At 55.4% G+C, this 25,153-nt stretch carries 21 protein-coding genes and 4 tRNA genes; 20 read left to right on the top strand and 5 right to left on the bottom strand.

Annotation, left to right across the window (positions count from 1 at the left end; genetic code table 11):
* The first annotated feature begins 320 nt into the window (after positions 1 to 320).
* The 18 genes from rho to AC236I_RS24220 all read left to right on the top strand — a co-directional run bounded on the left by rho (position 321) and on the right by AC236I_RS24220 (position 16,880).
* The gene (gene rho, locus AC236I_RS24305; RefSeq protein WP_002883293.1) at positions 321 to 1,580 is read left to right on the top strand and encodes a transcription termination factor Rho; all 1,260 of its coding nucleotides are present in this window, start codon (positions 321 to 323) and stop codon (positions 1,578 to 1,580) included.
* A gap of 241 nt (positions 1,581 to 1,821) precedes the next feature.
* Positions 1,822 to 2,925, top strand: coding sequence for a UDP-N-acetylglucosamine--undecaprenyl-phosphate N-acetylglucosaminephosphotransferase (wecA, locus tag AC236I_RS24300; protein ID WP_004869531.1), 1,104 nt, complete (start codon positions 1,822 to 1,824; stop codon positions 2,923 to 2,925).
* A 13-nt stretch (positions 2,926 to 2,938) separates the two neighbouring features.
* Positions 2,939 to 3,985, top strand: a complete 1,047-nt coding sequence (gene wzzE / locus AC236I_RS24295) for an ECA polysaccharide chain length modulation protein (protein ID WP_015585414.1) — start codon at positions 2,939 to 2,941, stop codon at positions 3,983 to 3,985.
* 56 nt (positions 3,986 to 4,041) lie between these two features.
* Entirely contained in the window at positions 4,042 to 5,172 is a 1,131-nt protein-coding gene (wecB, locus tag AC236I_RS24290) for a non-hydrolyzing UDP-N-acetylglucosamine 2-epimerase (protein ID WP_004869538.1), read from the top strand.
* Positions 5,169 to 6,431: a UDP-N-acetyl-D-mannosamine dehydrogenase gene (gene wecC, locus AC236I_RS24285; RefSeq protein ID WP_004869543.1), complete on the top strand. Its 1,263-nt coding sequence runs from the start codon at positions 5,169 to 5,171 to the stop codon at positions 6,429 to 6,431. The genes wecB and wecC overlap by 4 nt, the downstream gene beginning before the upstream one ends.
* A complete protein-coding gene (gene rffG / locus AC236I_RS24280; protein ID WP_004869547.1) occupies positions 6,428 to 7,495 on the top strand; it encodes a dTDP-glucose 4,6-dehydratase in 1,068 nt (355 codons plus the stop codon). The genes wecC and rffG overlap by 4 nt, the downstream gene beginning before the upstream one ends.
* Before the next feature lie 17 nt (positions 7,496 to 7,512).
* Positions 7,513 to 8,394, top strand: coding sequence for a glucose-1-phosphate thymidylyltransferase RfbA (gene rfbA, locus AC236I_RS24275; RefSeq protein WP_004869550.1), 882 nt, complete (start codon positions 7,513 to 7,515; stop codon positions 8,392 to 8,394).
* Positions 8,372 to 9,046 carry a dTDP-4-amino-4,6-dideoxy-D-galactose acyltransferase gene (gene rffC / locus AC236I_RS24270; protein ID WP_032718473.1) on the top strand — a complete coding sequence of 225 codons (675 nt, stop codon included), beginning with the start codon at positions 8,372 to 8,374 and terminating at the stop codon, positions 9,044 to 9,046. The genes rfbA and rffC overlap by 23 nt, the downstream gene beginning before the upstream one ends.
* Positions 9,047 to 9,050: 4 nt before the next feature.
* Positions 9,051 to 10,181 carry a dTDP-4-amino-4,6-dideoxygalactose transaminase gene (rffA, locus tag AC236I_RS24265; protein ID WP_048024911.1) on the top strand — a complete coding sequence of 377 codons (1,131 nt, stop codon included), beginning with the start codon at positions 9,051 to 9,053 and terminating at the stop codon, positions 10,179 to 10,181.
* Between the two features lies 1 nt (position 10,182).
* Positions 10,183 to 11,433, top strand: a complete 1,251-nt coding sequence (wzxE, locus tag AC236I_RS24260; protein ID WP_004869559.1) for a lipid III flippase WzxE — start codon at positions 10,183 to 10,185, stop codon at positions 11,431 to 11,433.
* Entirely contained in the window at positions 11,430 to 12,509 is a 1,080-nt protein-coding gene (locus tag AC236I_RS24255; RefSeq protein WP_032718474.1) for a TDP-N-acetylfucosamine:lipid II N-acetylfucosaminyltransferase, read from the top strand. Before wzxE ends, AC236I_RS24255 begins: the two co-directional genes overlap by 4 nt.
* Positions 12,506 to 13,855: an ECA oligosaccharide polymerase gene (gene wzyE / locus AC236I_RS24250; protein ID WP_015585409.1), complete on the top strand. Its 1,350-nt coding sequence runs from the start codon at positions 12,506 to 12,508 to the stop codon at positions 13,853 to 13,855. The genes AC236I_RS24255 and wzyE overlap by 4 nt, the downstream gene beginning before the upstream one ends.
* Before the next feature lie 8 nt (positions 13,856 to 13,863).
* On the top strand, positions 13,864 to 14,604 hold the full coding sequence (gene wecG / locus AC236I_RS24245) for a lipopolysaccharide N-acetylmannosaminouronosyltransferase (RefSeq protein WP_004869570.1): 741 nt from the start codon (positions 13,864 to 13,866) through the stop codon (positions 14,602 to 14,604).
* Positions 14,605 to 14,944: 340 nt separating this feature from the next.
* The gene (thrP, locus tag AC236I_RS24240; protein ID WP_004869573.1) at positions 14,945 to 16,330 is read left to right on the top strand and encodes a bifunctional threonine/serine APC transporter ThrP; all 1,386 of its coding nucleotides are present in this window, start codon (positions 14,945 to 14,947) and stop codon (positions 16,328 to 16,330) included.
* Positions 16,331 to 16,432: 102 nt separating this feature from the next.
* A tRNA-Arg gene (locus AC236I_RS24235) sits at positions 16,433 to 16,509 on the top strand.
* A 67-nt stretch (positions 16,510 to 16,576) separates the two neighbouring features.
* Positions 16,577 to 16,652: transfer RNA gene (locus AC236I_RS24230), tRNA-His, on the top strand.
* Between the two features lie 22 nt (positions 16,653 to 16,674).
* Positions 16,675 to 16,761, top strand: a tRNA-Leu gene (locus AC236I_RS24225).
* Between the two features lie 42 nt (positions 16,762 to 16,803).
* A tRNA-Pro gene (locus AC236I_RS24220) sits at positions 16,804 to 16,880 on the top strand.
* A gap of 529 nt (positions 16,881 to 17,409) precedes the next feature.
* Here AC236I_RS24220 and hemY read toward each other — a convergent pair.
* The 4 genes from hemY to hemC are packed head-to-tail and all read right to left on the bottom strand — an operon-like array spanning position 17,410 to position 21,497.
* The gene (gene hemY, locus AC236I_RS24215; RefSeq protein WP_004869575.1) at positions 17,410 to 18,606 is read right to left on the bottom strand and encodes a protoheme IX biogenesis protein HemY; all 1,197 of its coding nucleotides are present in this window, start codon (positions 18,604 to 18,606) and stop codon (positions 17,410 to 17,412) included.
* Between the two features lie 3 nt (positions 18,607 to 18,609).
* Entirely contained in the window at positions 18,610 to 19,797 is a 1,188-nt protein-coding gene (hemX, locus tag AC236I_RS24210) for a uroporphyrinogen-III C-methyltransferase (protein WP_032718476.1), read from the bottom strand.
* Between the two features lie 21 nt (positions 19,798 to 19,818).
* Positions 19,819 to 20,559, bottom strand: coding sequence for a uroporphyrinogen-III synthase (gene hemD / locus AC236I_RS24205; protein ID WP_015585406.1), 741 nt, complete (start codon positions 20,557 to 20,559; stop codon positions 19,819 to 19,821).
* Positions 20,556 to 21,497: a hydroxymethylbilane synthase gene (hemC, locus tag AC236I_RS24200; protein WP_032724311.1), complete on the bottom strand. Its 942-nt coding sequence runs from the start codon at positions 21,495 to 21,497 to the stop codon at positions 20,556 to 20,558. Before hemC ends, hemD begins: the two co-directional genes overlap by 4 nt.
* Positions 21,498 to 21,853: 356 nt before the next feature.
* On the opposite strand from hemC, the gene cyaA reads away from it, so the two are divergent.
* Positions 21,854 to 24,406 carry a class I adenylate cyclase gene (gene cyaA, locus AC236I_RS24195; RefSeq protein WP_015585404.1) on the top strand — a complete coding sequence of 851 codons (2,553 nt, stop codon included), beginning with the start codon at positions 21,854 to 21,856 and terminating at the stop codon, positions 24,404 to 24,406.
* An 84-nt stretch (positions 24,407 to 24,490) separates the two neighbouring features.
* Here the strand turns inward: cyaA and cyaY are convergent, their stop codons facing one another.
* Positions 24,491 to 24,811, bottom strand: a complete 321-nt coding sequence (cyaY, locus tag AC236I_RS24190) for an iron donor protein CyaY (RefSeq protein ID WP_004869588.1) — start codon at positions 24,809 to 24,811, stop codon at positions 24,491 to 24,493.
* 138 nt (positions 24,812 to 24,949) lie between these two features.
* On the opposite strand from cyaY, the gene lptM reads away from it, so the two are divergent.
* Positions 24,950 to 25,153, top strand: coding sequence for an LPS translocon maturation chaperone LptM (gene lptM, locus AC236I_RS24185; protein ID WP_015585402.1), 204 nt, complete (start codon positions 24,950 to 24,952; stop codon positions 25,151 to 25,153).

Raw genomic sequence — 25,153 nt, 5'->3', positions numbered from 1 at the left:
CCGGCGTCCGGGTTCCTATTTTTAGCGGAACTCTGGACGCCCGGCCAGAGTCGTGCTAAGTTAACTTCAGACTTCGTTTTAAACATACCTTATTGTTTGAATCTTGTTTTACCCGAAGCGTCCCGCAGAAAATGCGCGAGAGGCTACAAATTCCGGGCTTTTCACTCATTCCGTTTTGTCGTTCCAGCTCTGCGTTCTTTCCTGTGACCAGGCAACGTACAGGCACGAGATGAAGGCCGTTAACAGGCATGGATGTTCCTGCCATACCATTCACAACATTAAGTTCGAGTTCTACCCCGAGTTTAAGAACCCACACCATTATGAATCTTACCGAATTAAAGAATACGCCGGTTTCTGAGCTGATTACTCTCGGCGAAAATATGGGGCTGGAAAACCTGGCCCGTATGCGTAAGCAGGATATTATTTTTGCCATCCTCAAGCAGCATTCGAAGAGTGGCGAAGATATCTTTGGCGATGGCGTACTGGAGATACTGCAGGATGGATTTGGTTTCCTCCGCTCCGCAGACAGCTCCTACCTCGCCGGTCCCGATGACATCTACGTATCCCCAAGCCAAATCCGCCGTTTCAACCTCCGCACTGGTGACACCATTTCCGGTAAGATTCGTCCTCCTAAAGAGGGTGAGCGTTACTTTGCGCTGTTGAAAGTTAACGAAGTTAACTACGACAAGCCGGAAAACGCGCGTAATAAGATCCTGTTCGAGAACTTGACGCCGCTGCATGCGAACTCACGTCTGCGCATGGAACGTGGTAACGGTTCAACCGAAGACTTAACCGCACGTGTGCTGGATCTGGCTTCGCCAATTGGTCGCGGTCAGCGTGGTCTGATTGTTGCACCGCCGAAAGCCGGTAAAACCATGCTGCTGCAGAATATCGCGCAGAGCATCGCGTACAACCATCCTGACTGCGTGCTGATGGTGCTGCTGATCGACGAACGTCCGGAAGAAGTGACCGAGATGCAGCGTCTGGTTAAAGGTGAAGTGGTTGCTTCTACCTTTGACGAACCGGCTTCTCGCCACGTTCAGGTTGCCGAGATGGTTATCGAGAAGGCGAAACGTCTGGTTGAGCACAAGAAAGACGTTATCATTCTGCTCGACTCCATTACTCGTCTGGCACGTGCCTACAACACCGTTGTTCCGGCTTCCGGTAAAGTATTGACCGGTGGTGTGGATGCCAACGCCCTGCATCGTCCGAAGCGTTTCTTCGGTGCAGCACGTAACGTGGAAGAGGGCGGCAGCCTGACAATCATCGCCACCGCGCTGATTGATACCGGCTCCAAAATGGATGAGGTTATCTACGAAGAGTTTAAAGGCACCGGTAACATGGAGCTGCATCTCTCGCGTAAAATCGCTGAAAAACGCGTCTTCCCGGCTATCGACTACAACCGTTCCGGTACCCGTAAAGAAGAGCTGCTCACCACCCAGGAAGAGCTGCAGAAGATGTGGATCCTGCGTAAAATTATCCATCCGATGGGTGAGATTGACGCGATGGAGTTCCTCATCAACAAACTGGCGATGACCAAAACGAACGATGACTTCTTCGATATGATGAAGCGCTCGTAAGTTAAAAAAAAGCCCAAAAACGCCACGCAATCGCGTGGCGTTTTGTTTTTTGGGTTTGTATGATCCAGGAAGGGAAAAGGAAGCAGGGATTATCGTATGATTAGCGCACCACTCCAGGCAGAGATGATTTTAACAGACTAAAATCTATACAATAAATTTGTAATGTTCTGCTTTACCCCTTCAGGAGTTGAGACATCGTCGTTATACTTCCCGGATTAACCATGCTGAGAGCACATGTGTTGTGAATTTACTCACTGCTATTACTGAATTAATCAGTATTTTCTTATTCACTACCCTTTTTATATTTGTTGCCCGAAAAGCAGCAAAAAAAGTCGGGTTAGTGGATAAACCTAACTATCGAAAACGGCACCAGGGTTTGGTTCCGTTAGTGGGTGGCATCTCAGTTTATGCTGGCATTTGTTTTACTTTTGCCATCGCTGATTATTACATTCCCCATTCATCCTTATATCTGGCCTGTGCCGGCATCCTTGTGCTGGTCGGTGCGCTGGATGACCGGTTTGATATCAGTGTAAAAATTCGCGCGGTGATTCAGGCCGCCATTGCCGTTGTCATGATGACGGCAGGAAATCTGCACCTGAGTAGTCTGGGCTATATTTTTGGTTCGTGGGAGCTGGTCCTCGGCCCCTTTGGTTTCTTCCTCACCCTTTTTGCCGTCTGGGCCGCGATTAACGCCTTTAATATGGTCGATGGTATCGACGGCCTGCTCGGCGGTCTGTCATCGGTCTCCTTTGCGGCAACCGGTATTATTCTGTGGTTTGACGGCCAATACAGCCTGGCAATGTGGTGTTTTGCGATGATAGCCGCCATTCTGCCCTATATTTTACTTAACCTCGGCGCGCTTGGCCGTCGTTATAAAGTTTTTATGGGGGATGCCGGCAGTACCATGATTGGCTTCACCATCATCTGGATTCTGCTGGAAACGACCCAGGGCAAAACGCATCCCATTAGCCCGGTGACCGCCCTGTGGATTATTGCGATTCCGTTGATGGATATGGTGGCGATTATGTATCGTCGCCTGCGTAAAGGCATGAGTCCGTTCTCTCCGGATCGCCAGCATATTCATCATTTGATCATGCGTGCCGGGTTTACTTCCCGACAGGCGTTTGTCCTGATCACGCTGGCGGCCGCGCTGCTGGCGCTGGTGGGCGTGGTGGCGGAATATACCCGTATCGTTCCTGAATGGGTGATGTTAATTCTCTTTTTGTTGGCCTTTTTCCTTTATGGCTACTGCATTAAACGCGCATGGAAAGTGGCGCGACTGGTTAAGCGCATCAGACGCAGAATACGGCGACACAGCGGCAATAATCCAAAATTAACCAAGTAGAACTGGGGACGTGATGACTCAACCATTACCGGGAGCACAAGCAGTGAACGTTGAGAATGAGCTGGATATTCGCGGGCTGTTTCGCGCCTTATGGGCAGGAAAAATCTGGATAGCCGGTATGGCCGTGCTATTTGCGCTGATCGTTCTGGTTTACGCCTTCTTTGCTCGCCAGGAGTGGAGCGCAACGGCGATAACCGATCGGCCAACCGTGAATATGCTGGGCGGTTACTATTCTCAACAGCAGTTCTTACGCAATCTGGATATTAAAGCCAATCTGGTTCCTGTCGACCAGCCGTCGGCGATGGATCAAGCCTACAAAGAGTTCATCATGCAGCAGGGATCCTGGGATACCCGCCGCGATTTTTGGTTGCAAACCGACTATTACAAACAGCGCCAGTCGGGCAATGCCCGCGCGGACGCTGCGCTGCTGGACGATCTGATTAACAATATTCAGTTCATGCCCGGCGACCCGCTAAAAAATGTTAACGACAGCGTGAAGCTGACGGCCGAGACCGCGGCGGATGCCAATAATCTGCTGCGCCAGTACGTGGCCTTCGCCAGCCAGCGTGCGGCAGGGCATCTGAATGACGAGCTGAAAGGTGCCTGGGCGGCCCGCACCGTGCAGATGAAAGCACAGGTGAAGCGCCAGGAAGAGGTGGCGCGCGAAATTTTCAACCGTCGTACTCACAGCGTGGAAGAGGCGTTGAAAGTGGCGCAGCAGCACAACATCTCCCGCAGTGAAACGGATATCCCGGCCGATCAGCTGCCGGATTCCGAGCTGTTCTTGCTCGGCAGGCCAATGCTGCAGGCGCGGCTGGAAAACTTGCAAGCGGTGGGGCCGGAATACGATCTCGACTATGACCAAAGCCGGGCCATGCTGAATACGCTCAACGTCGGACCGACATTAGATCCACGTTTTCAGACTTACCGGTATTTGCGTACGCCGGAAGAACCGGTAAAACGCGATAGCCCGCGGCGCGTATTTCTGATGGTGATGTGGGGTATCGTGGGCGCGCTCATCGGCGCAGGCGTTGCATTATCGCGACGCAGAGTCCAGTGAATGCGGCCTGTGATGGAGCATTAATCAACTTCATCACCTAATCGAAGAGAATCGATGTGAAAGTACTAACGGTATTTGGCACCAGACCCGAAGCCATCAAAATGGCACCTCTGGTTCATGCGCTGGCAAAAGATCCTCACTTTGAGGCGAAAGTTTGCGTCACGGCGCAGCATCGGGAGATGCTCGACCAGGTGTTGAAACTTTTTTCTATTGTGCCGGATTACGACCTCAATATTATGCAGCCAGGTCAGGGCCTGACGGAAATCACCTGCCGTATCCTCGAAGGGTTAAAACCGGTGCTGGAATCGTTCAAACCGGACGTTGTGCTGGTTCACGGCGATACCACGACGACGATGGCTGCAAGTCTGGCCGCGTTCTATCAGCGTATCCCGGTCGGACACGTCGAAGCGGGGTTGCGAACCGGCGATCTGAGCTCGCCGTGGCCGGAAGAGGGGAACCGTACGCTGACCGGACATCTGGCAACCTACCACTTTGCCCCGACAGAAACCTCGCGGCAGAATCTGCTCCGCGAAAATATCACCGATGGCCATATCACGGTCACCGGCAATACGGTCATTGATGCGTTGTTCTGGGTTCGCGACCGGGTGCTGGGCGATGAGGCGCTGCGTAACGTACTGATGCAGCGCTACCCTTTCCTGGCGAACGGCAAGAAGATGATTCTGGTCACCGGCCACCGCCGGGAAAGCTTTGGCCGCGGGTTTGAGCAAATTTGCCACGCGCTGGCAGAAATCGCCGCCAGCAATCCCGATGTCCAGATTGTGTACCCGGTGCACCTGAACCCGAACGTCAGCGAGCCGGTGAACCGTATTCTCGGTCATGTCGATAACGTGATGTTGATTGAACCGCAGGATTATCTGCCGTTTGTCTGGTTGATGGATCGCGCATGGCTGATCCTCACCGACTCCGGCGGTATTCAGGAGGAGGCGCCATCGTTAGGGAAACCGGTACTGGTGATGCGTGAGATGACGGAGCGCCCGGAGGCGATTGCCGCAGGTACCGTGCGTCTGGTCGGGACCGACAGCCAGCGTATCGTCGCTGAAGTCACGCATTTGCTGCAGGATGATGCCGCGTATCAGGCAATGAGCCGGGCGCATAATCCTTACGGCGATGGTCAGGCATGTCGCCGTATTTTGTCCGCACTTAAAAATAATCAGGTAACGCTATGAGTTTTTCTACCATTTCAGTGATTGGCCTTGGATATATTGGCCTGCCAACCGCTGCCGCGTTCGCCTCCCGGCAAAAGCGGGTGGTCGGCGTTGATATCAATCAACATGCCGTGGAGACCATTAACCGTGGCGAGATTCATATTGTAGAGCCGGATCTGGCGAGCGTGGTCAAAACGGCGGTTGAGCAGGGCTATTTATGTGCGACGACCGAGCCGGTTGCGGCAGATGCATACCTGATTGCCGTACCCACCCCGTTCAAAGATCTGCATGAACCGGATATGGTCTTCGTCGAGTCGGCGGCAAAATCCATTGCGCCAGTGCTGAAGAAGGGGGCGCTGGTGATTCTGGAGTCCACTTCTCCGGTTGGTTCGACGGAGCAAATGGCCGCGTGGCTCGCTGAAATGCGCCCGGACCTGAGCTTCCCGCAGCAGGCTGGTGAAGCGGCGGATGTCAATATTGCCTACTGCCCGGAGCGCGTGTTGCCAGGCCAGGTCATGGTCGAGCTGATTAAAAACGACCGCGTTATCGGCGGTATGTCGCCGGTTTGCTCCGCCCGCGCCAGCGAGCTGTATAAAATTTTTCTCGAAGGCGAATGCGTGGTCACCAACTCCCGCACCGCCGAGATGTGTAAGCTGACCGAAAACAGCTTCCGCGACGTTAACATTGCGTTTGCGAACGAGCTGTCGCTGATCTGCGCTGAGCAGGACATTAACGTCTGGGAGCTGATTCGCCTGGCGAACCGTCATCCGCGCGTGAATATTCTGCAGCCGGGACCTGGGGTAGGAGGACACTGCATCGCCGTCGACCCGTGGTTCATCGTGGCGCAAAATCCGCAGCAGGCGCGGCTGATTCGCACCGCTCGTGAAGTTAACGACCATAAACCTGACTGGGTTATCGAGCAGGTCAAAGCCCGGGTCGCCGATTGTCTGGCCGCCAGTAATAAACGCGCCAGTGAGCTGAAGATCGCCTGTTTTGGCCTGGCTTTTAAGCCGAATATCGACGATTTGCGCGAAAGCCCGGCGATGTCGATCGCTATGCAAATCGCCCGCTGGCACAGCGGTGAAACGCTGGTCGTGGAACCCAATATTCACCAGCTTCCGGCGAAACTTGACGGTCTGTGTACGCTGGCCTTGCTGGATGACGCATTGGCGAACGCCGATGTGCTGGTGATGCTGGTTGACCATCACGAGTTTAAAGCCATCAGCGGCGATAGTGTGACGCAGGATTATATTGTCGATACCAAAGGGGTGTGGCGGTGAGTACGGTTCTGGTCACCGGTGGGGCCGGGTTTATTGGCTCAGCGGTTGTTCGCGAAATCATTCACGCAACTTCTGACACGGTCGTCGTCGTTGATAAGTTGACCTATGCCGGTAATTTACAATCACTGTCTCCTGTTGCCCAGGATGCCCGATTTGCTTTTGAACAAGTGGATATTTGTGATCGAACTGAACTCGATCGCATTTTTTGCCGCTACCAGCCCGACATCGTGATGCACCTTGCGGCTGAAAGTCATGTCGATCGCTCCATTGACGGTCCGGCGGCGTTTATTGAAACCAATATCGTCGGGACCTATACGCTGCTGGAGGCCGCACGTGCTTACTGGAATGGGGCTGACGATGAGAAAAAATCGGCGTTTCGCTTCCACCATATTTCGACAGACGAGGTATATGGCGATCTTCACGATAGCGGCGCGTTTTTTACCGAAATGACGCCTTATGCGCCTAGTAGTCCTTATTCCGCTTCTAAAGCCAGCAGTGATCATCTGGTGCGCGCATGGCAGCGCACCTATGGCCTGCCAGCGCTGATCACGAATTGTTCAAATAACTATGGACCGTATCATTTCCCAGAGAAGCTGATTCCGCTTACCATCCTCAATGCGCTGGCAGGCAAGCCGCTGTCGGTTTATGGCAATGGCCAGCAAATTCGCGACTGGCTGTACGTTGAAGATCACGCCAGAGCACTGTACCTGGTGGCGACACGCGGTAAGTCGGGCGAAACTTACAATATCGGTGGGCACAACGAGCGTAAGAATATTGAGGTAGTGGAAACCATTTGCGATCTGCTGGAAGAGCTGGCACCGCACAAGCCGAATGGCGTGGCGCACTATCGCGATCTCATCACCTTTGTCGCCGATCGCCCTGGCCACGATCTTCGCTATGCCATCGATGCGTCGAAAATTGAAACTGAACTAGGCTGGACACCGGATGAGACTTTTGCCAGCGGTATGCGCAAAACGGTTCAGTGGTACCTGACAAATGAAACCTGGTGGCAGCAGGTTCTGGACGGTAGCTATCAAGGTGAGCGTCTGGGACTGCAGGCCTGAACGCCCGGGAGAGAACAATGAAAGGTATTATTCTGGCAGGTGGTTCGGGCACCCGTTTGCATCCAATTACCCGCGGAGTGTCAAAGCAGCTGTTGCCTGTCTACGATAAGCCGATGATTTACTATCCGCTTTCGGTGCTGATGCTGGCCGGTATTCGTGAGATTCTGGTGATCACCACGCCTGAGGATCAACGTGATTTTCAGCGCCTGCTCGGCGATGGGGAAGAATTCGGTATTCAGCTGCATTATGCCGTGCAACCAAGCCCGGATGGCCTGGCGCAGGCCTTTATCCTCGGAGAAGAGTTCCTTAATGGTGAACCTTCTTGTCTGGTGCTGGGTGATAATATCTTCTTTGGCCAAAGCTTCAGTCCTAAGCTACGCAGCGTCGCGTCGCGTACTCAAGGTGCGACGGTATTTGGGTATCAGGTCATGGATCCAGAGCGTTTTGGCGTAGTGGAGTTCGACGATAATTTTCGCGCGCTTTCTCTGGAAGAAAAACCGCAGAATCCCAAATCTAACTGGGCGGTAACGGGTCTCTACTTCTATGATGGCAAAGTTGCTGAATATGCGAAGCAGGTGAAACCGTCATCGCGTGGCGAGCTGGAAATTACCAGTATCAACCAGATGTATCTGGAGGATGGTGCGCTGACCGTTGAGCTTCTTGGGCGTGGTTTTGCATGGCTGGACACCGGTACGCACGATAGCCTGATCGAGGCCAGTATGTTCGTACAAACGGTGGAAAAGCGTCAGGGCTTCAAAATTGCCTGTCTTGAAGAAATTGGCTGGCGCAACGGTTGGTTGGATGATGACGGCGTGAAGCGGGCAGCCAAACGTCTGGAAAAAACCGGCTATGGCCAATACTTACTGGATCTTGTCCGTGTTCGCCCGCGCCAGTATTGAACCCCTGGAGTGGGAAAATCGCTTCTTCGGCATCCAGAGCGCGATTGTGCGCTTTGGCGATGACGCCCCGCCGCTGACGGCTCAGGCGCTGGCCGGCTGGACGCGTTTGCAGGCGAAGATTGCGGCGGATGATGGCGTGCGGCTGGATGCGCTACAGCAGCTGGGTTTCCAGCTCGTAGAAGGCGAAGTCGATCTGGCACTGCCGGTCGGTCGGTCTGCCGATGCGGGCTGTGAAGTGGCTACGGCGGCAGAGATTCCACGACTGCGCGAGCTGGCGGCGCAGGCCTTTGCGCAAAGCCGCTTCCGCGCGCCCTGGTATGCTGCCGATGCCAGCGGCCGTTTCTACGCCCAATGGATTGAAAACGCGGTGCGGGGAACCTTCGATAACCAGTGTCTGATTTTTCGCGCCGCCGATGGCGACATTCGCGCTTTTGTTTCACTGCGTCAGCTCAATGAGACGGATGCCCGAATCGGCCTGCTGGCCGGTCGCGGCGCGGGTGCTGAACTGATGCAGGCCGCACGGCATTGGGCCGAACTCCGCGGGCTGTCTACACTGCGGGTGGCAACCCAGATGGGGAACACCGCCGCGCTTAAACGTTATATTCTCAGCGGTGCGAATGTGGAAAACACCGCGTACTGGTTATACAGGTGACATGATGATTCCATTTAACGCACCGCCGGTGGTGGGAACCGAGCTTGATTATATGCAATCCGCGATGGACAGCGGAAAACTGTGCGGCGACGGCGGATTTACCCGCCGCTGCCAGCAGTGGATGGAGCAGCGGTTCGGGACTGCCAAAGCACTGTTGACGCCTTCCTGCACCGCTTCGCTGGAAATGGCCGCGCTGCTGCTGGATATCCAGCCGGGCGATGAAGTGATTATGCCGAGCTATACCTTCGTCTCCACCGCCAACGCCTTTGTATTGCGCGGGGCGAAAATCGTCTTTGTCGATATTCGTCGCGATACGATGAATATCGATGAAACCAAAATTGAAGCGGCAATCACTGAGAAAACCCGCGCTATTGTGCCGGTACACTATGCCGGCGTGGCCTGCGAGATGGACACCATCATGGCCCTTGCCAGCAAGTACAATCTGTTCGTGGTGGAAGATGCCGCGCAGGGCGTCATGTCGACTTACAAAGGGCGAGCGCTGGGCACGATCGGCCATATCGGCTGTTTCAGTTTCCATGAAACCAAAAATTATACTGCCGGTGGTGAAGGTGGCGCGACGCTGGTTAACGATCGTAAGCTGATCGAACGTGCGGAAATTATCCGCGAAAAAGGGACCAACCGTAGCCAGTTCTTCCGCGGGCTGGTGGATAAATACACCTGGCGCGATATCGGCTCCAGCTATCTGATGTCTGACCTGCAGGCGGCATATCTGTGGGCGCAGCTGGAAGCGGCGGAACAGATTAACCAGCAACGTTTAACGCTCTGGCAGCGCTATTATGATGCGCTGCTGCCACTGGCTCGGGCCGGTCGCATCGATCTGCCGGTCATTCCGGCCGACTGCGGGCACAACGCGCACATGTTTTATATTAAGCTGCGCGATATTGACGATCGCAGTAACCTGATCGCCTGGCTAAAAGAGGCCGAAATTCTGGCCGTGTTCCACTACATTCCGCTGCATAGCTGCCCGGCGGGGGAGCACTTTGGCGAATTCCGCGGTGACGATCGTCATACCACCCAGGAGAGCGAACGTCTGCTGCGCCTGCCGCTGTTCTATAACCTGTCGTCAGCCAATCAGCGTACGGTGATTAATTCGCTGCTGAGCTATTTCTCCTGATATGTCGCTGGCTAAAGCTTCACTGTGGACCGCCGCGTCCACGCTGGTCAAAATTGGGGCCGGACTGCTGGTGGTTAAACTACTGGCTGTCTCCTTTGGCCCGGCAGGGGTGGGTCAGGCCGGTAACTTTCGCCAGCTGGTGACCGTGCTTGGCGTACTGGCGGGCGCCGGTATTTTCAACGGCGTCACCAAACTGGTCGCGCAGCATCATGACGATCGCCAGCAGCTGAATAAGGTCGTCGGCACCTCCTCAGCGATGGTGCTTGGCTTCTCAACGCTGCTGGCGCTGGTCTTTCTGCTGGCGGCCGCGCCGGTCAGCCAGGGGCTGTTCGGCCACACGCACTATCAGGGGCTGGTGCGGCTGGTGGCGCTGGTGCAGATGGGCATTGCCTGGGCAAACCTGCTGCTGGCCTTGATGAAAGGTTTTCGCGATGCGGCGGGTAATGCCCTGTCGCTGATCGCCGGTAGCCTGATTGGTGTCGTGGCCTATTACGCCTGCTATCACTTCGCGGGCTATCAGGGGGCGCTGCTCGGGCTGGCGCTGGTGCCGGCGCTGGTGGTGATCCCGGCGGCAATCGTGCTATGGCGGCGCGGGACAATCCCGCTCAGCGCACTGCGTCCGCGTTGGGATAACGGCCTTGCGGGACAGCTTTCCAAATTTACCCTGATGGCGCTGATTACCTCGGTGACGCTGCCGGTGGCTTACGTGATGATGCGTAACCTGCTGGCGGAGCATTATGACTGGGAGGCGGTTGGGATCTGGCAAGGGGTCAGCAGCATTTCCGATGCCTACCTGCAGTTTATCACCGCATCGTTTAGCGTCTACCTGCTGCCTACGCTCTCCCGATTGACGGCCAAATCAGAGATTACCCGTGAGATCGGCAAATCATTAAAATTTGTCCTGCCAGCGGTGGCAGTGGCGAGCTTAACCGTCTGGCTACTGCGCGACTTTGCCATCTGGCTGCTGTTTTCTGACCGCTTTACGGCGATGCGCGACCTGTTTGCCTGGCAACTGGTCGGCGATGTGCTGAAGGTCGGCGCCTATGTTTATGGCTATCTGGTGATTGCGAAAGCGTCGCTGCGTTTTTATATACTCACGGAAATCAGCCAGTTCACGCTGTTGACCGCATTCTCGCACTGGCTGATCCCGGCGCACGGCGCGATTGGCGCAGCGCAGGCGTATATGGCTACGTATATTGTTTATTTCGCCCTCTGTAGTGGCGTATTTTTACTCTGGCGTAAACGGGCATGACAGCACTGATACATGTACTGGGATCGGATATCCCACACCACAACCAGACCGTGTTGCGGTTCTTTAACGACGAGCTGGCCGTCCATGACGAGCAGGCGCGTAGGTTTATGGTCGTCGGTGATGCAACGGGAGTGCGCGAGGCCTGTCCGGCCTTGTCTGTCACCTGTTATCCCGGAAAAAAATCCCTGGCACAGGCGGTGATAGCTCTGGCAAAAGCCGATCGCCAACAGCGCTTTTTCTTCCACGGCCAGTTTAATACCGGGCTGTGGCTGGCGCTGTTGAGCGGGGGGATTCGTCCTGCCCAGTTTAACTGGCATATCTGGGGTGCCGATCTGTATGAAAATTCGTCCAGCCTGAAGTTTCGCCTGTTCTATCCGCTGCGGCGTCTTGCCCAGGGCCGGGTCGGGCGCGTTTTTGCCACCCGGGGCGATCTCAGCTGGTTTGCTCGCCGTCATCCGCGCGTGCCCGGCGAACTGCTCTATTTTCCGACGCGCATGGATCCGGCGCTCAATTCGCTGGCCGATAGCGCACCGCACGCCGAGACGCTGACGATTCTGGTCGGGAACTCGGGTGACCGCAGTAATGAGCATATTGCGGCGCTGCGCGCTATCCATCAGCAATTTGGCGATACGGTAAACGTGATCGTGCCGATGGGGTATCCGGAAAACAATACGGACTATATTAACGAGGTCCGTGAAGCGGGCGCTGCGCTATTTAGCGCCACGCACCTGCAGATTCTCAGTGAGAAGCTGGCGTTTCCTGATTATCTGAATCTGCTGCGCCGCTGCGATCTGGGCTATTTCCTGTTTGCTCGCCAGCAGGGCATCGGCACACTATGTTTATTAATTCAGGCAGGGATACCCTGCGTGCTGAACCGGGAAAACCCGTTCTGGCAGGATATGACGGAGCAGAATATTCCGGTGCTGTTTACCGGCGATGCGCTGGATGTTGCCGTGGTGCGTGAAGCCCAGCGTCAGCTGGCAAGCGTTGATAAGAACCAGATTGCTTTCTTCCGGCCGAACTACCTGGCGGGCTGGCAGCAGGCATTGCAGATTGCCGCGGGGGTCAACGCATGACATTAATGCAATTTTGCGGGCTGCTGGTGGTCTGGCTGCTGTCAACGCTGTTTATCGCCACCGCGACGTATTTTGAGTTTCGCCGCGTGCGCTTTAACTTCAATGTGTTCTTCTCGTTGCTGTTTCTGCTGACTTTCTTCTTTGGTTTCCCGCTGACCAGTATCCTGGTGTTCCGCTTTGATGTCAGCGTTGCTCCGCCGGATGTGCTGTTGCAAACCTTACTGGTGTCGGTCTGTTTCTATGCGGTCTATTACGTGACCTATAAAACGCGTCTGCGTTCGGCCACGCACGACAGCCAGCGGCGGCCGCTCTTTACGATGAACCGCGTGGAAACGCATCTGGCATGGATCATTCTGCTGGGCCTGGCGCTGCTGTGCGTCGGGATTTTCTTTGCCCACAATGGCTTCCTGCTGTTTAAGCTCAACTCCTACAGTCAGATCTTCTCTGCCGAAGTCTCCGGCGTGGCGCTGAAGCGCTTTTTCTATTTCTTTATCCCGGCGATGCTGGTGGTCTATTTCCTGCGCCAGGATTATAAGGCGTGGATATTCTTCCTGCTCAGCACCGTGGCGTTTGGGCTGCTGACCTATGCCATCGTCGGCGGGACCCGCGCGAATATCATTATCGCTTTCGCCATTTTCCTGTTTATCGGCATTATTCGCGGCTGGATCAGCCTGTGGATGCTGGCGGCGGCTGGCGTCCTGGGCATCGTGGGAATGTTCTGGCTGGCGCTTAAGCGCTATGGCATGAACGTCAGCGGCGATGAAGCGTTTTATACCTTCCTCTATCTGACCCGCGATACGTTTTCGCCGTGGGAAAATCTGGCGCTGCTGCTGCAAAACTACGACAAGATTGCCTTCCAGGGGCTGGCGCCGATGATCAGGGATTTCTACGTCTTTATCCCCAGCTGGATGTGGCATAGCCGACCATCGATGGTGCTCAATACCGCTAACTACTTTACCTGGGAAGTGCTGAATAACCACTCCGGCCTGGCAATCTCGCCGACGCTGATCGGCTCGCTGGTGGTGATGGGGGGGATCTGGTTTGTTCCGCTGGGCGCGGTGGCGGTCGGACTGATTATTAAGTGGTTTGACTGGCTGTATGAGCTGGGTAACCGCGAGAGTAACCGTTATAAAGCGGCTATTCTGCACAGTTTCTGTTTTGGCGCTATCTTCAACATGATAGTGCTGGCGCGCGAAGGGCTGGACTCATTTGGCTCCCGCGTGGTGTTTTTCCTCGTGATCTTTGGTATCTGCTTACTGGCGGCGAAATTGCTGTACTGGTTCCTGGATAGCGCGGGACTGATTCACCGGCGGGTTAAACCGCTTTCGCAACCTCAGGTCAGATAAGGATGGACATGACTGAGACTATTTCTGCGCCGTTGTATCTGCTGAGAGGGTTACAACTCATTGGTTGGCGCAATATGCAGCACGCTCTGGACTATCTGTATGCGGACGGCACTATCCGCCAGGGAACGCTGGTGGCAATCAACGCCGAAAAGATGTTGGCAGTCGAGGACGATCCCGAGGTTCGGGCGCTGATTGAAGCGGCTGAATTTAAATATGCCGACGGCATTAGCGTGGTGCGTTCATTACGTAAAAAATATCCTCAGGCGCAGGTATCGCGCGTGGCGGGCGCTGACCTCTGGGAAGCGCTGATGGAACGGGCGGGCGCACAGGGGACCCCGGTTTTCCTGGTTGGCGGCAAGCCGGAGGTGTTGGCACAGACGGAGGCGCAGCTGCGTGCCCGCTGGAAGGTCAATATTGTCGGCAGTCAGGATGGGTATTTCACTGCCGATCGGCGCCAGGCGTTGTTCGAGCGTATTCGCGATAGCGGTGCGAAAATCGTGACCGTGGCGATGGGCTCACCGCGTCAGGAGATTCTGATGCGCGACTGCCGGGAGGTCTATCCGCAGGCGCTGTATATGGGGGTTGGCGGCACCTACGATGTGTTCACCGGCCATGTCCACCGGGCGCCAAAATTCTGGCAGAACCTGGGGCTGGAGTGGTTCTATCGTTTGGTCTCTCAGCCGAGCCGGATTAAAAGACAGATTCGCCTGCTGCGATATTTACGTTGGTATTATACCGGTCAGCTCTGATATTCCACTGCAAACTGGCGAGTTTACGTACGTATTGTGTTTACTACAGTAACTCGCCTGATACTTTATTTGCCATTTCCTGAAAATTCATTAACCATTCGCATGCTTAATGCACGGCGGGCAGCGTGTGCCGTCGTGCAGGCAAGAACATTTCCTTTCATTCATTAATAAAAATAACCGGTATATGGGCAGGACCATTCGCAGGTCGCGCCATGGCAAACCTGTCACTCCCCGGCGGCATGAATCGCTGTGCTACGGGAAGGTGTGAGGCTGGCCATCAGGCGTGCCGTTCGAGGGGCGAGGAACAAAAACCGGAAGCAGGGCAAACACAAGAGGTTATATGACAGAGAAAAAAGCGGAACTCCAGCGCGGACTGGAGGCCAGACACATTGAGCTTATCGCCCTTGGCGGGACGATTGGCGTGGGTTTGTTTATGGGGGCGGCAAGCACGCTGAAGTGGGCCGGTCCTTCGGTCCTGCTGGCGTATATTATCGCCGGTTTATTTGTCTTCTTTATCATGCGCTCAATGGGCGAAATGCTGTTCCTTGAGCCGGTGACCGGTTCATTCGCCGTTTACGCACACCGCTATATGAGCCCGTTTTTCGGCTATCTTACCGCCTGGTCATACTGGTTTATGTGGATGGCGGTCGGGATCTCGGAGATTACGGCTATCGGGGTGTATGTACAGTTCTGGTTCCCGGATATGGCGCAATGGATACCGGCGCTTATTGCCGTCGGGCTGGTGGCGCTGGCAAACCTGGCCGCAGTACGCCTGTACGGTGAGATCGAATTCTGGTTCGCGATGATAAAGGTCACCACCATCATTGTGATGATTGTCGTCGGGCTGGGGGTTATTTTCTTTGGCTTTGGTAATGGTGGGCACTCTATCGGCTTTGGCAACCTGACCGAGCACGGCGGCTTCTTTGCCGGCGGCTGGAAAGGGTTCCTGACGGCGCTGTGTATCGTGGTGGCCTCCTATCAGGGCGTTGAACTTATCGGCATCACCGCCGGTGAGGCGAAGAATCCGCAGGTCACGCTGCGCAGCGCGGTGGGTAAGGTTCTGTGGCGTATCCTGATTTTTTATGTGGGCGCGATTTTCGTGATTGTCACGATTTTCCCGTGGAATCAAATTGGTTCCGGCGGCAGTCCGTTCGTCCTGACCTTTGCGAAAATCGGTATTACTGCGGCGGCGGGTATTATCAACTTTGTGGTGCTGACGGCGGCGCTTTCCGGCTGTAATAGCGGGATGTATAGCTGCGGTCGTATGCTCTACGCGCTGGCGCGCAACCGGCAGCTGCCTGCGGCGATGGCGAAAGTTTCGCGCAATGGCGTACCGGCCGTGGGCGTCGCGCTGTCGATTCTGATTCTGCTGATTGGCTCCTGCCTGAACTATATTATTCCCAATCCGCAGCGGGTCTTCGTCTATGTCTATAGCGCAAGCGTACTGCCGGGCATGGTGCCGTGGTTTGTGATTCTGATTAGTCAGCTGCGTTTTCGCCGTGCGCATCAGAAGGAGATGGCCAGCCACCCGTTCCGTTCGCTGCTGTTCCCGTGGGCGAACTATTTCACGATGGCGTTTCTGGTTTGTGTGCTGATCGGCATGGGCTTTAATGACGACACCCGTATGTCGCTGTTCGTCGGAATACTTTTCCTGGCCCTCGTGACGCTTATTTATAAGGTGTTTGGTCTCGGTCGACATGGAAATGTCGATAAAACGACGGAATAAACGCCAAAGTGCACAAAGCGTGAGCAAACAGAAATTTTATTTAAAAAGGCACTAGACAGCGGGGGGGGAAGTCCGTATTATCCGACCCCGCAACGGCGCTAAGCGCCCGTAGCTCAGCTGGATAGAGCGCTGCCCTCCGGAGGCAGAGGTCTCAGGTTCGAATCCTGTCGGGCGCACCATTTAACCCGGTGCTTGAGCTGCGGTGGACTGTTAATTTAACAGTGCCGCGTGAAAAGATTTGCAGTGGTGGCTATAGCTCAGTTGGTAGAGCCCTGGATTGTGATTCCAGTTGTCGTGGGTTCGAATCCCATTAGCCACCCCATTATTTGATAGAGTTGTGAAATGCGAAGGTGGCGGAATTGGTAGACGCGCTAGCTTCAGGTGTTAGTGTTCTTACGGACGTGGGGGTTCAAGTCCCCCCCCTCGCACCACGACTTTAACGAATTGAACTAAAAATTCAAAAAGCAGTACATCGGCGAGTAGCGCAGCTTGGTAGCGCAACTGGTTTGGGACCAGTGGGTCGGAGGTTCGAATCCTCTCTCGCCGACCAATTTTGAACCCCGCTTCGGCGGGGTTTTTTGTTTTCTGTCGTACCGCAACAATCTTATATCTCCCTGATCTCCCGAATAAAAAGCGGCTATCCGTGCGCTATGCGAACGCGTAATTTCTTGGCCGGAATCCTCCCAATTTACCGTTGTGGCTAATGCAATTTCCACGGAACCTGTGCGATAATAAACGGGTAGATGCTCATTCCATCTCTTATGTTCGCCCTCGGGCCTCATAAACTCAGGAATGATGCAGAGCCGTTTACGGTGCTTATCGTCCACTGACAGATGTCGCGTTTATACGCACGTTCTTCACGCTGCTTCGACGCAGCCTGAGAGATACAGCGTATCGTCTCATCAAACACCATGGACATAACGTTGAGTGAAGCACCCAATTTGTTGTCAAACAGACCTGTTTTAACGCCTGCCCTGATTTCAGTGCAGGCGTTTTTTTATGCCCGCGACGGGATGAGCAGAAGAGAGCGAAGAGAAGCGCGCTATCGCCTCTGGAAGAGACGATAGCGAAAGGGCAGGTTAAGGCTGAGGATTGTTCTGTAGCGTTAACAGCAGGCCATCACGGCGCATTAATGCCGCTTCTTCTGGCTGATGCATACGGTCGAGCGTATCGGCCAGCCATGCATAATCAAAGGCATCCGGACGCTGCTTCAGCGCAGCACGGAACGCGATGCTGGCTTCCTGCCACTCGCCGTGGCGCATCAGGGATTGCCCCAGCGTGCTCCACAGTAAAGGCCGATCGCCGACCGATTTAATCTGCTGACGCAGCACTTTTTCCAGCTGCTCCGGATTATTCGTCTTCAGACGCGGAATAAGCATCACCAGGCGGTCATCATACTGCTTCTTCAGTCCGTCGATAATAATCTGCTGCGCGGTATCGTGATCGTCGCTCTCGATGAGCAGACTGGCCATCGCCACCTGCAGGGACACCTGGCCGCGAGTTTTGCGGTTCTGGTTTTTCCACCACTCACGTAACCCATCGCTTCCGCGATCGGCCAGGGTCTGGTCCATCAAGCCAATCCAGGCCTGCTGCTCCAGCGCGGCGCGGTGCTCTTCATCGCTGACGTTGGCTTTTGCCATTGACGGCAGGATATCCAGCAGTGAATTCCACGCGCCGGTGCGGGTATAGGCCTGCTCGGCCAGGCGCAAGACTTCCGGATGCCGTGGGGTAATCTCCAGCAGCTTATCAATGCCGTGGCGGGCCGCATGGTTTTCATTGCGGGCCAGCTGCAGGCGCACGCGCGCAATCTCGACCGGAATCAGATCGTCTCCGGCCAGCTCCGTGGCGCGCTCCAGATGCTGATTCGCCCGGGCTTCATCACCACGCTGCTGGGCCGCTTCCGCCGCCAGCAGATAGTTCACCACCGGTTGTTCGGCATGATCGGCATTCTTCGCCATCAGCTTCTCAACCTGCTGATAGTCGCCTTCCGCCAGCTTCAGCAATGCCTGTTCGGTTTGCTTACGTGCGCGACGGCGTTTGCGACCTACGAACCAGCCGCGGGTATGGGCGCCGGTACGGAAAATACGGCGGAACAGCCACTCAATCGCAAACAGTACCACCATGGTGAGGATCATGATGATCGCCAGTCCGGTTACGCTGGTTTCGATATTGTAGTTATCGGTCTGGATCAGAACGTAGCCCTGGTGCCCGGAGATAATCGGGCCGACAACGATCCCGGCGATCAGCAGTGCGAAGAGTAAGAGAATTTTCAGCATGCGTTACTCTCCTTGTGGCGCAGGTGCAGGTGCGGGTGCAGGTACAGGGGGCGTCGGCGCCGGGGCACTGCTCTGAGTCACGGCAGGCTGCGCCATCAGGTTGCGTACCCGCGTTTGCATCAGCTTCTCGAGAATGGCCTGGCTTTGCAGATTTTCCGGCACATTCATCGTGATGCTTTGCTGACTCAGCTTATCGACATCTTCCAGGAATGCCCTGGTCGTGGCATCTTCCGTGTCGTAATACGCGCGAACCCAGGTGGAAACATTATCCAGCGCTTGTTTGTATGTCTCTTCCTGATGGCGCGGTACCGCTTGTGCCGCAACCAGCAGACGGGAGCGAATATTTTCGCGCAGGTAGATATCCTGGTTTGGCGCCAGCAGCGGGACTGCCGTTTCGTCGCGGCGTCGAATGGTAATAAAGCTGTCCATAAAGCTCTGCCAGCTCTTTTGCAGATTCACGCGCCATTCGCCAATGGAGCTGGAGAGCTCTTCGCTGTCGGAGTCCATCGGGGAGTCGTCATCGTTATTGTCGGCAAGGCGCAGGTTATCAATCTGGTTAGCAAGCTGGTTGACCTTGAGAATGATACCGTCGTAGTCAACCTGGCTGACGGCCGACAGCGACGCGATATCGTCGGTAATGGCGCGGCGGGCGCTAATCAGACTGGGATCGTTCATATCGGCGAGGCTGGCATCGGCGCTTTTTAACAGCGCAGCGGCGGTGGTGACGTCCCGATCGCTCCACAGCTTACGCCCGGCCGATTTGACCAGAAAATCAGCCTGCGCCAGCAGCCAGGTTTTGGCATCGCTGCCGGAAATGACGGCCACTTTTTGCTGCACGTCTTCCAGCTGCTTCGCCAGCGTCTCCTGCTGATGCTTCGCATCGGCTAGCTGGTCCGCCTGCTGCTTGATAATCCCTTCGAGTTCATTTTTTTGGCTTTCTTGCGCTTTTTGCAGTTCCGCCACCCGATCGGCGAGCGCCGTGCTGGTCTCGTTCTGTCGTGATACTTGCTGTTTATTTAAACCAAACAGGCCGACGCCAGCGGCGAGGGCAATGGCGATAGCAACCGCGCTCAGAACGAGGCTGGTTTTATTGCCGCCGTTTTTCTTTCCGGTATTCTCTGGCTGTGGCGCCTTGTCCACGGCCTCCCTGGTCTCTTCAACCACGGCGGATTGGTTTTGTTGTTCCGTCATTATGGCTTCCAATGTTGAGAGTTATTGTAATGCGCGTAGCAGCGCATCGTTGTCGGCGCTATCGGCAACCTGGATATCCTGCCAGCCCAATTCACGGGCCTGCCGGGCCAGGCGTTCACTGACAACTAAAATGCGACAGCGAAGGAGCCACCGTTCGCGATACCATTGGGGTATCAGCGCCCAAAGCTGTTGCAGCATCTCGCCGCTGGTGACGACCAGCGTAGTGACGCCGCGGGACTGCCAGCGCATTGCTTCTTCTGCGCCATCGTAATGCTTTGCACTACGTTGATAGCATTCACAAAAAGTGACGTCGGCGCCGCGCTCGCGGAGCGTTTCGCCTAATAATTCCCGCCCGCCGTTACCGCGAAGAAGAAGGGCTTTCTTCCCGGCAATGTTTTGTAATTCAGGTAATTGTAGCAAGACTTCGCTAATTTCCCGATCTAATGGGTAGCGAATATTCTGCCCACTGACCGTATGCAGGGCCAGCGCCGTAGTGCGGCCAATCGCAAAATAGCCGGGTGCTTTCGGCCAGCGTTGGCCCAGTTGATGCAAGCGAGCATGGGCAAACTCTACCGCATGCTGCGAGAGCGCAAACAAAAGATCGCCTGTGGATAAGGCGGCCAGCTGGCCGCTTAGCGCAGGCAGTTCGCGCCCGGGCGTAAACTCAATGAGTGGAAAACTCCAGGCCACATGTCCCAGCGCGCGCAGGCGGCTGACCAGCTCTTCACTTTGGGGCAACGGACGGGTGACCAGAATACTCATCGAGGCGCTTCTCCTGCATACACGGCGGCGAGAATGTCGCGGGCGCCACTATCCAGCAGCTCTTCCGCCAGCGAGACGCCGAGGCGCTCGGCATCTTCCGGCTGGCCGCGTCGTTCACCGCGCACCACCTGCGAACCGTCCGGCGCACCGACCAGGGCGCGCAGCCACAGCTCACCGTTAATCAGCTCAGCGTAGCTGCCGATCGGAACCTGACAGCCGCCTTCCAGCCGGGTATTCATCGCGCGTTCCGCGCGGACGCGAATGGCGGTTTCCGCATGATTCAGCGGTGCTAACAGCGTTTGCGTCCATTGATCGTCAAGACGACATTCAATACCGACTGCGCCCTGGCCGACCGCGGGCAGCGACTGCTCAGGCGTTAACGGTTGACGAATGCGCGACTCCAGCCCCAGGCGTTTCAGCCCGGCCGCCGCAAGGATAATCGCATCATATTCGCCGCTATCGAGCTTGCCGAGGCGGGTCCCGACGTTACCGCGCAGAGAGCGGATCTCCAGATCGGGACGTTGAGCTGCCAGCTGGCACTGGCGACGTAAACTTGAAGTGCCAACGATGCTGCCGTGCGGCAGCGCATCGATTGACGCATAGTGATTAGAGACGAAGGCGTCGCGCGGATCTTCGCGCTCGCAAATCGTGACCAGCCCCAGTCCCTCGGGAAACTCGACGGGAACATCTTTCATGGAATGCACGGCGATATCCGCGCGCCCTTCCATAATGGCCAGTTCTAATTCTTTGACAAACAAGCCCTTGCCGCCCACTTTTGCCAGCGGAGTATCAAGGAGCACGTCGCCGCGAGTGACCATCGGCACCAGTTCCACCGCCAGCCCAGGATGGCAGGACTCAAGGCGCTCTTTCACATAATGCGCCTGCCATAGCGCAAGTGGGCTTTGCCGTGTGGCAATTCTCAAAACTTTGTCTAACATGCTTGTTACCGTCATTGTCGACCACAAACTATCCTAACATTGTTGCCTTATGGATGTTAGTTTTGTGGGATTAGGGGGGCGGCTCTTTCTTTTTTTGCGTTATTTGCGTTTGGTGCCATTGCGGTTGCCACAACCGTAGTGAGGAATTTACACGCAGTAAACGGTGCTACACTTGTATGTAGCGCATCTTTCTTTACGGTCAATGAGCAAGGTGTTAGATTGATCACGTTTTAAACCATTTGTCCGTCAGCAGCTCATCACAACCACACCGACGACAAATGGTGACGGTTTTTGTTGAAATACTGAAATCCTCCGTACTATTGTACGACGGGTTTTTGAACATCAGGCGATATGTCTTGTACCTCTATATTGAGACACTGAAACAGAGACTGGATGCCATCAACCAACTGCGCGTGGATCGCGCGCTTGCTGCCATGGGACCCGCTTTCCAGCAGGTTTACAGTCTACTGCCGACATTACTACATTATCATCACCCGTTGATGCCGGGTTACCTTGACGGTAACGTTCCCCGCGGCATTTGCCTCTACACGCCTGATGAAACCCAACGCCACTACCTTGACGAGTTAGAACTGCACCGCGGCATGCTGGCGCAGGAGCCGCCGAAAGGCGAACTGCCGATTACCGGCGTCTACTCGATGGGCAGTACCTCCTCCGTAGGCCAAAGCTGCTCTTCCGACCTGGATATCTGGGTTTGTCATCAGGCATGGCTTGATACCGAAGAGCGTCAGCTGCTGCAGCGCAAATGTAGCCTGCTGGAAAGCTGGGCGGCATCACTGGGGGTTGAAGTCAGCTTCTTCCTGATTGACGAAAACCGCTTCCGCCATAACGAAAGCGGCAGCCTTGGCGGCGAAGACTGCGGGTCGACGCAGCATATCCTGCTGCTGGATGAGTTCTACCGCACCGCCGTGCGCCTCGCCGGGAAACGTATTCTGTGGAATATGGTGCCGTGCGACGAAGAGGATCATTACGACGATTACGTGATGGGACTCTACGCGCAAGGCGTACTGACGCCCAATGAGTGGCTCGATCTGGGCGGCCTGAGCTCGCTGTCGGCGGAAGAATATTTCGGCGCCAGCCTGTGGCAGCTCTATAAAAGTATCGATTCACCGTATAAAGCGGTGCTGAAAACGCTGCTGCTGGAAGCCTACTCCTGGGAGTACCCGAACAACCGCCTGCTGGCGAAAGACATTAAACAGCGTCTGCATGACGGAGAAATCGTCTCGTTTGGGCTCGATCCCTACTGCATGATGCTGGAGCGCGTGACCGCCTATCTGCAGGCCATTGAAGACGACACGCGTCTCGATCTGGTGCGCCGCTGTTTCTATCTGAAGGTGTGCGAAAAACTCAGCCGCGAGCGCGCCTGCGTGGGCTGGCGTCGTGAAGTCGTGAGCCACCTGGTGAAAGAGTGGGGCTGGGATGAAAAGCGTCTGATGATGCTGGACAACCGGGCTAACTGGAAGATCGACGAAGTACGCAAAGCGCACAACGAACTGCTGGATGCGATGATGCAAAGCTATCGCAACCTGATCCGCTTTGCGCGGCGTAACAACCTCAGCGTGTCCGCCAGTCCGCAGGATATCGGCGTACTGACCCGTAAGCTGTATGCGGCGTTTGAAGCGCTGCCGGGCAAAGTGACGCTGGTGAACCCGCAAATCTCTCCGGATCTCTCCGAGCCGAATCTGACCTTTATCCACGTGCCTCCTGGCCGCGCCAACCGTACCGGTTGGTATGTGTATAACCGTGCGCCGGATATGGAATCGATCATCAGCCATCAGCCGCTGGAATATAACCGTTATCTTAATAAGCTGGTGGCATGGGCCTGGTTTAACGGCCTGCTGACGTCACGCACTCGCCTGTTTATTAAGGGCAACGGCATCGTCGATCTGGCGAAGCTTCAGGAGATGGTCGCCGACGTTGCGCACCATTTCCCGCTGCGTCTGCCGTCACCAACGCCTAAAGCGCTGTATAGTCCCTGTGAAATCCGCCACCTGGCGATTATCGTCAACCTCGAATATGACCCGACGGCGGCGTTCCGTAATCAGGTCGTGCATTTTGACTTCCGTAAACTGGATGTCTTTAGCTTTGGCGAAGAGCAGAAGTGTTTAATCGGCAGCGTCGATCTGCTGTACCGCAACTCGTGGAACGAAGTGCGAACCCTGCACTTTAACGGCGAGCAGGCGATGATCGAAGCGCTGAAGACCATTCTGGGTAAAATGCATCAGGATGCTGCGCCGCCGGATAGCGTTGAAGTGTTCTGCTACAGTCAGCATCTGCGCGGTCTAATCCGCACCCGCGTGCAGCAGATGGTCTCCGAGTGCATTGAACTGCGCCTTTCCAGTACCCGTCAGGATACCGGGCGCTTTAAGGCGCTGCGCGTTTCCGGGCAGACCTGGGGACTGTTCTTCGAACGTCTTAACGTGTCGGTGCAGAAGCTGGAGAACGCCATTGAATTCTACGGCGCCATCTCGCATAACAAGCTGCATGGTCTGTCGGTTCAGGTGGAAACCAACCATGTTAAGCTGCCGGCGGTAGTGGATGGCTTTGCCAGCGAAGGGATTATTCAGTTCTTCTTTGAAGAGGCGGATAACGAGAGCGGATTTAATATCTATATTCTCGACGAGAGCAACCGCGCCGAGGTTTATCATCACTGTGAAGGCAGTAAAGAGGAGCTGGTGCGTGACGTGAGCCGCTTCTACTCTTCATCCCACGATCGTTTCACCTACGGCTCCAGTTTTATCAACTTCAACCTGCCGCAGTTCTATCAGATTGTCGACGTTGACGGTCGACCTCAGGTGATTCCGTTCCGCAGCCAGGCGATCGGGGCGGCTGCCGCGCCGGTGAGCCCGGATGCCGTGGCGTCGCCCATGCTGCAGCAGCACTATTCCTGATCGACATTCCTGAGTCACTATTTCCCCGGCGACGTTGTGTTTTCGCCGGGGTTTTGCTTTTCCGGTTACGATGAAAGCGCGGGCTTAGCGAAAACTCACGGCTTCGCCAGCCTGCCGGGTCGCCGCCTGCTCCAGTAGATCCCAGAAGGTTTCACCGCTGCGGTCGCACACCCACTCATCACCTTTAAGATCAAAATGGTAGCCGCCTTGCTTGGTCGCCAGCCACACCTGATGCAGCGGCTCCTGACGGTTGATAATAATTTTGCTGCCGTTCTCAAAACTGAGAGTCAGCACGCCGCCGTTGATCTCACAGTCGATATCGCTATCGCCGTCCCGCTCGTCCAGACGCTCTTCGATGGTCATCCACAGGCTATCAGCCAGGCGATGGAATTCACTGTCGTTCATGGTTCTACCCTGCTTTTTTGAAGATGGCGGCAGTATAGCGCGAAACAAAAGCGCGCGCAGTCGGATGCTAAACGCTTGCTTTTACGTCTTCTCCTGCGATGATAGAAAGCAGAAAGAGTGAATCACGGGCAACTATCAATGAAAAACGTTTTTCCAACGCTTGCCGTTTTATTGGCGATCTTCAGCCTGACCGGCTGTGGTCTGAAGGGACCGCTTTATTTCCCTCCGGCAGAAAAGACGGCGGCTCCGCCAACCAAACCGGTCAATAGCGGTATCCAGAGCTCGGCGCCAGATCGTAACGATCGCGGCGATAGCGGCGGCCCGACCCAGGTAAACTATTAA

It is taken from the genome of Klebsiella sp. Sb-30 (genome assembly GCF_057652795.1).
This window is presented reverse-complemented; position numbering and strand designations above follow the sequence as displayed.

Excerpts from the sequence above, each read along its gene's own strand:
- hemX (WP_032718476.1), bottom strand. The coding sequence starts at position 19,797 with ATGACGGAACAACAAAACCAATCCGCCGTGGTTGAAGAGACCAGGGAG.
- hemC (WP_032724311.1), bottom strand. The coding sequence starts at position 21,497 with ATGTTAGACAAAGTTTTGAGAATTGCCACACGGCAAAGCCCACTTGCG.
- hemD (WP_015585406.1), bottom strand. The coding sequence starts at position 20,559 with ATGAGTATTCTGGTCACCCGTCCGTTGCCCCAAAGTGAAGAGCTGGTC.
- rho (WP_002883293.1), top strand. The coding sequence starts at position 321 with ATGAATCTTACCGAATTAAAGAATACGCCGGTTTCTGAGCTGATTACT.
- rfbA (WP_004869550.1), top strand. The coding sequence starts at position 7,513 with ATGAAAGGTATTATTCTGGCAGGTGGTTCGGGCACCCGTTTGCATCCA.
- AC236I_RS24255 (WP_032718474.1), top strand. The coding sequence starts at position 11,430 with ATGACAGCACTGATACATGTACTGGGATCGGATATCCCACACCACAAC.
- hemY (WP_004869575.1), bottom strand. The coding sequence starts at position 18,606 with ATGCTGAAAATTCTCTTACTCTTCGCACTGCTGATCGCCGGGATCGTT.
- wecC (WP_004869543.1), top strand. The coding sequence starts at position 5,169 with ATGAGTTTTTCTACCATTTCAGTGATTGGCCTTGGATATATTGGCCTG.
- wzzE (WP_015585414.1), top strand. The coding sequence starts at position 2,939 with ATGACTCAACCATTACCGGGAGCACAAGCAGTGAACGTTGAGAATGAG.
- thrP (WP_004869573.1), top strand. The coding sequence starts at position 14,945 with ATGACAGAGAAAAAAGCGGAACTCCAGCGCGGACTGGAGGCCAGACAC.
- rffA (WP_048024911.1), top strand. The coding sequence starts at position 9,051 with ATGATTCCATTTAACGCACCGCCGGTGGTGGGAACCGAGCTTGATTAT.
- wecG (WP_004869570.1), top strand. The coding sequence starts at position 13,864 with ATGACTGAGACTATTTCTGCGCCGTTGTATCTGCTGAGAGGGTTACAA.
- cyaY (WP_004869588.1), bottom strand. The coding sequence starts at position 24,811 with ATGAACGACAGTGAATTCCATCGCCTGGCTGATAGCCTGTGGATGACC.
- lptM (WP_015585402.1), top strand. The coding sequence starts at position 24,950 with ATGAAAAACGTTTTTCCAACGCTTGCCGTTTTATTGGCGATCTTCAGC.
- wzyE (WP_015585409.1), top strand. The coding sequence starts at position 12,506 with ATGACATTAATGCAATTTTGCGGGCTGCTGGTGGTCTGGCTGCTGTCA.
- wzxE (WP_004869559.1), top strand. The coding sequence starts at position 10,183 with ATGTCGCTGGCTAAAGCTTCACTGTGGACCGCCGCGTCCACGCTGGTC.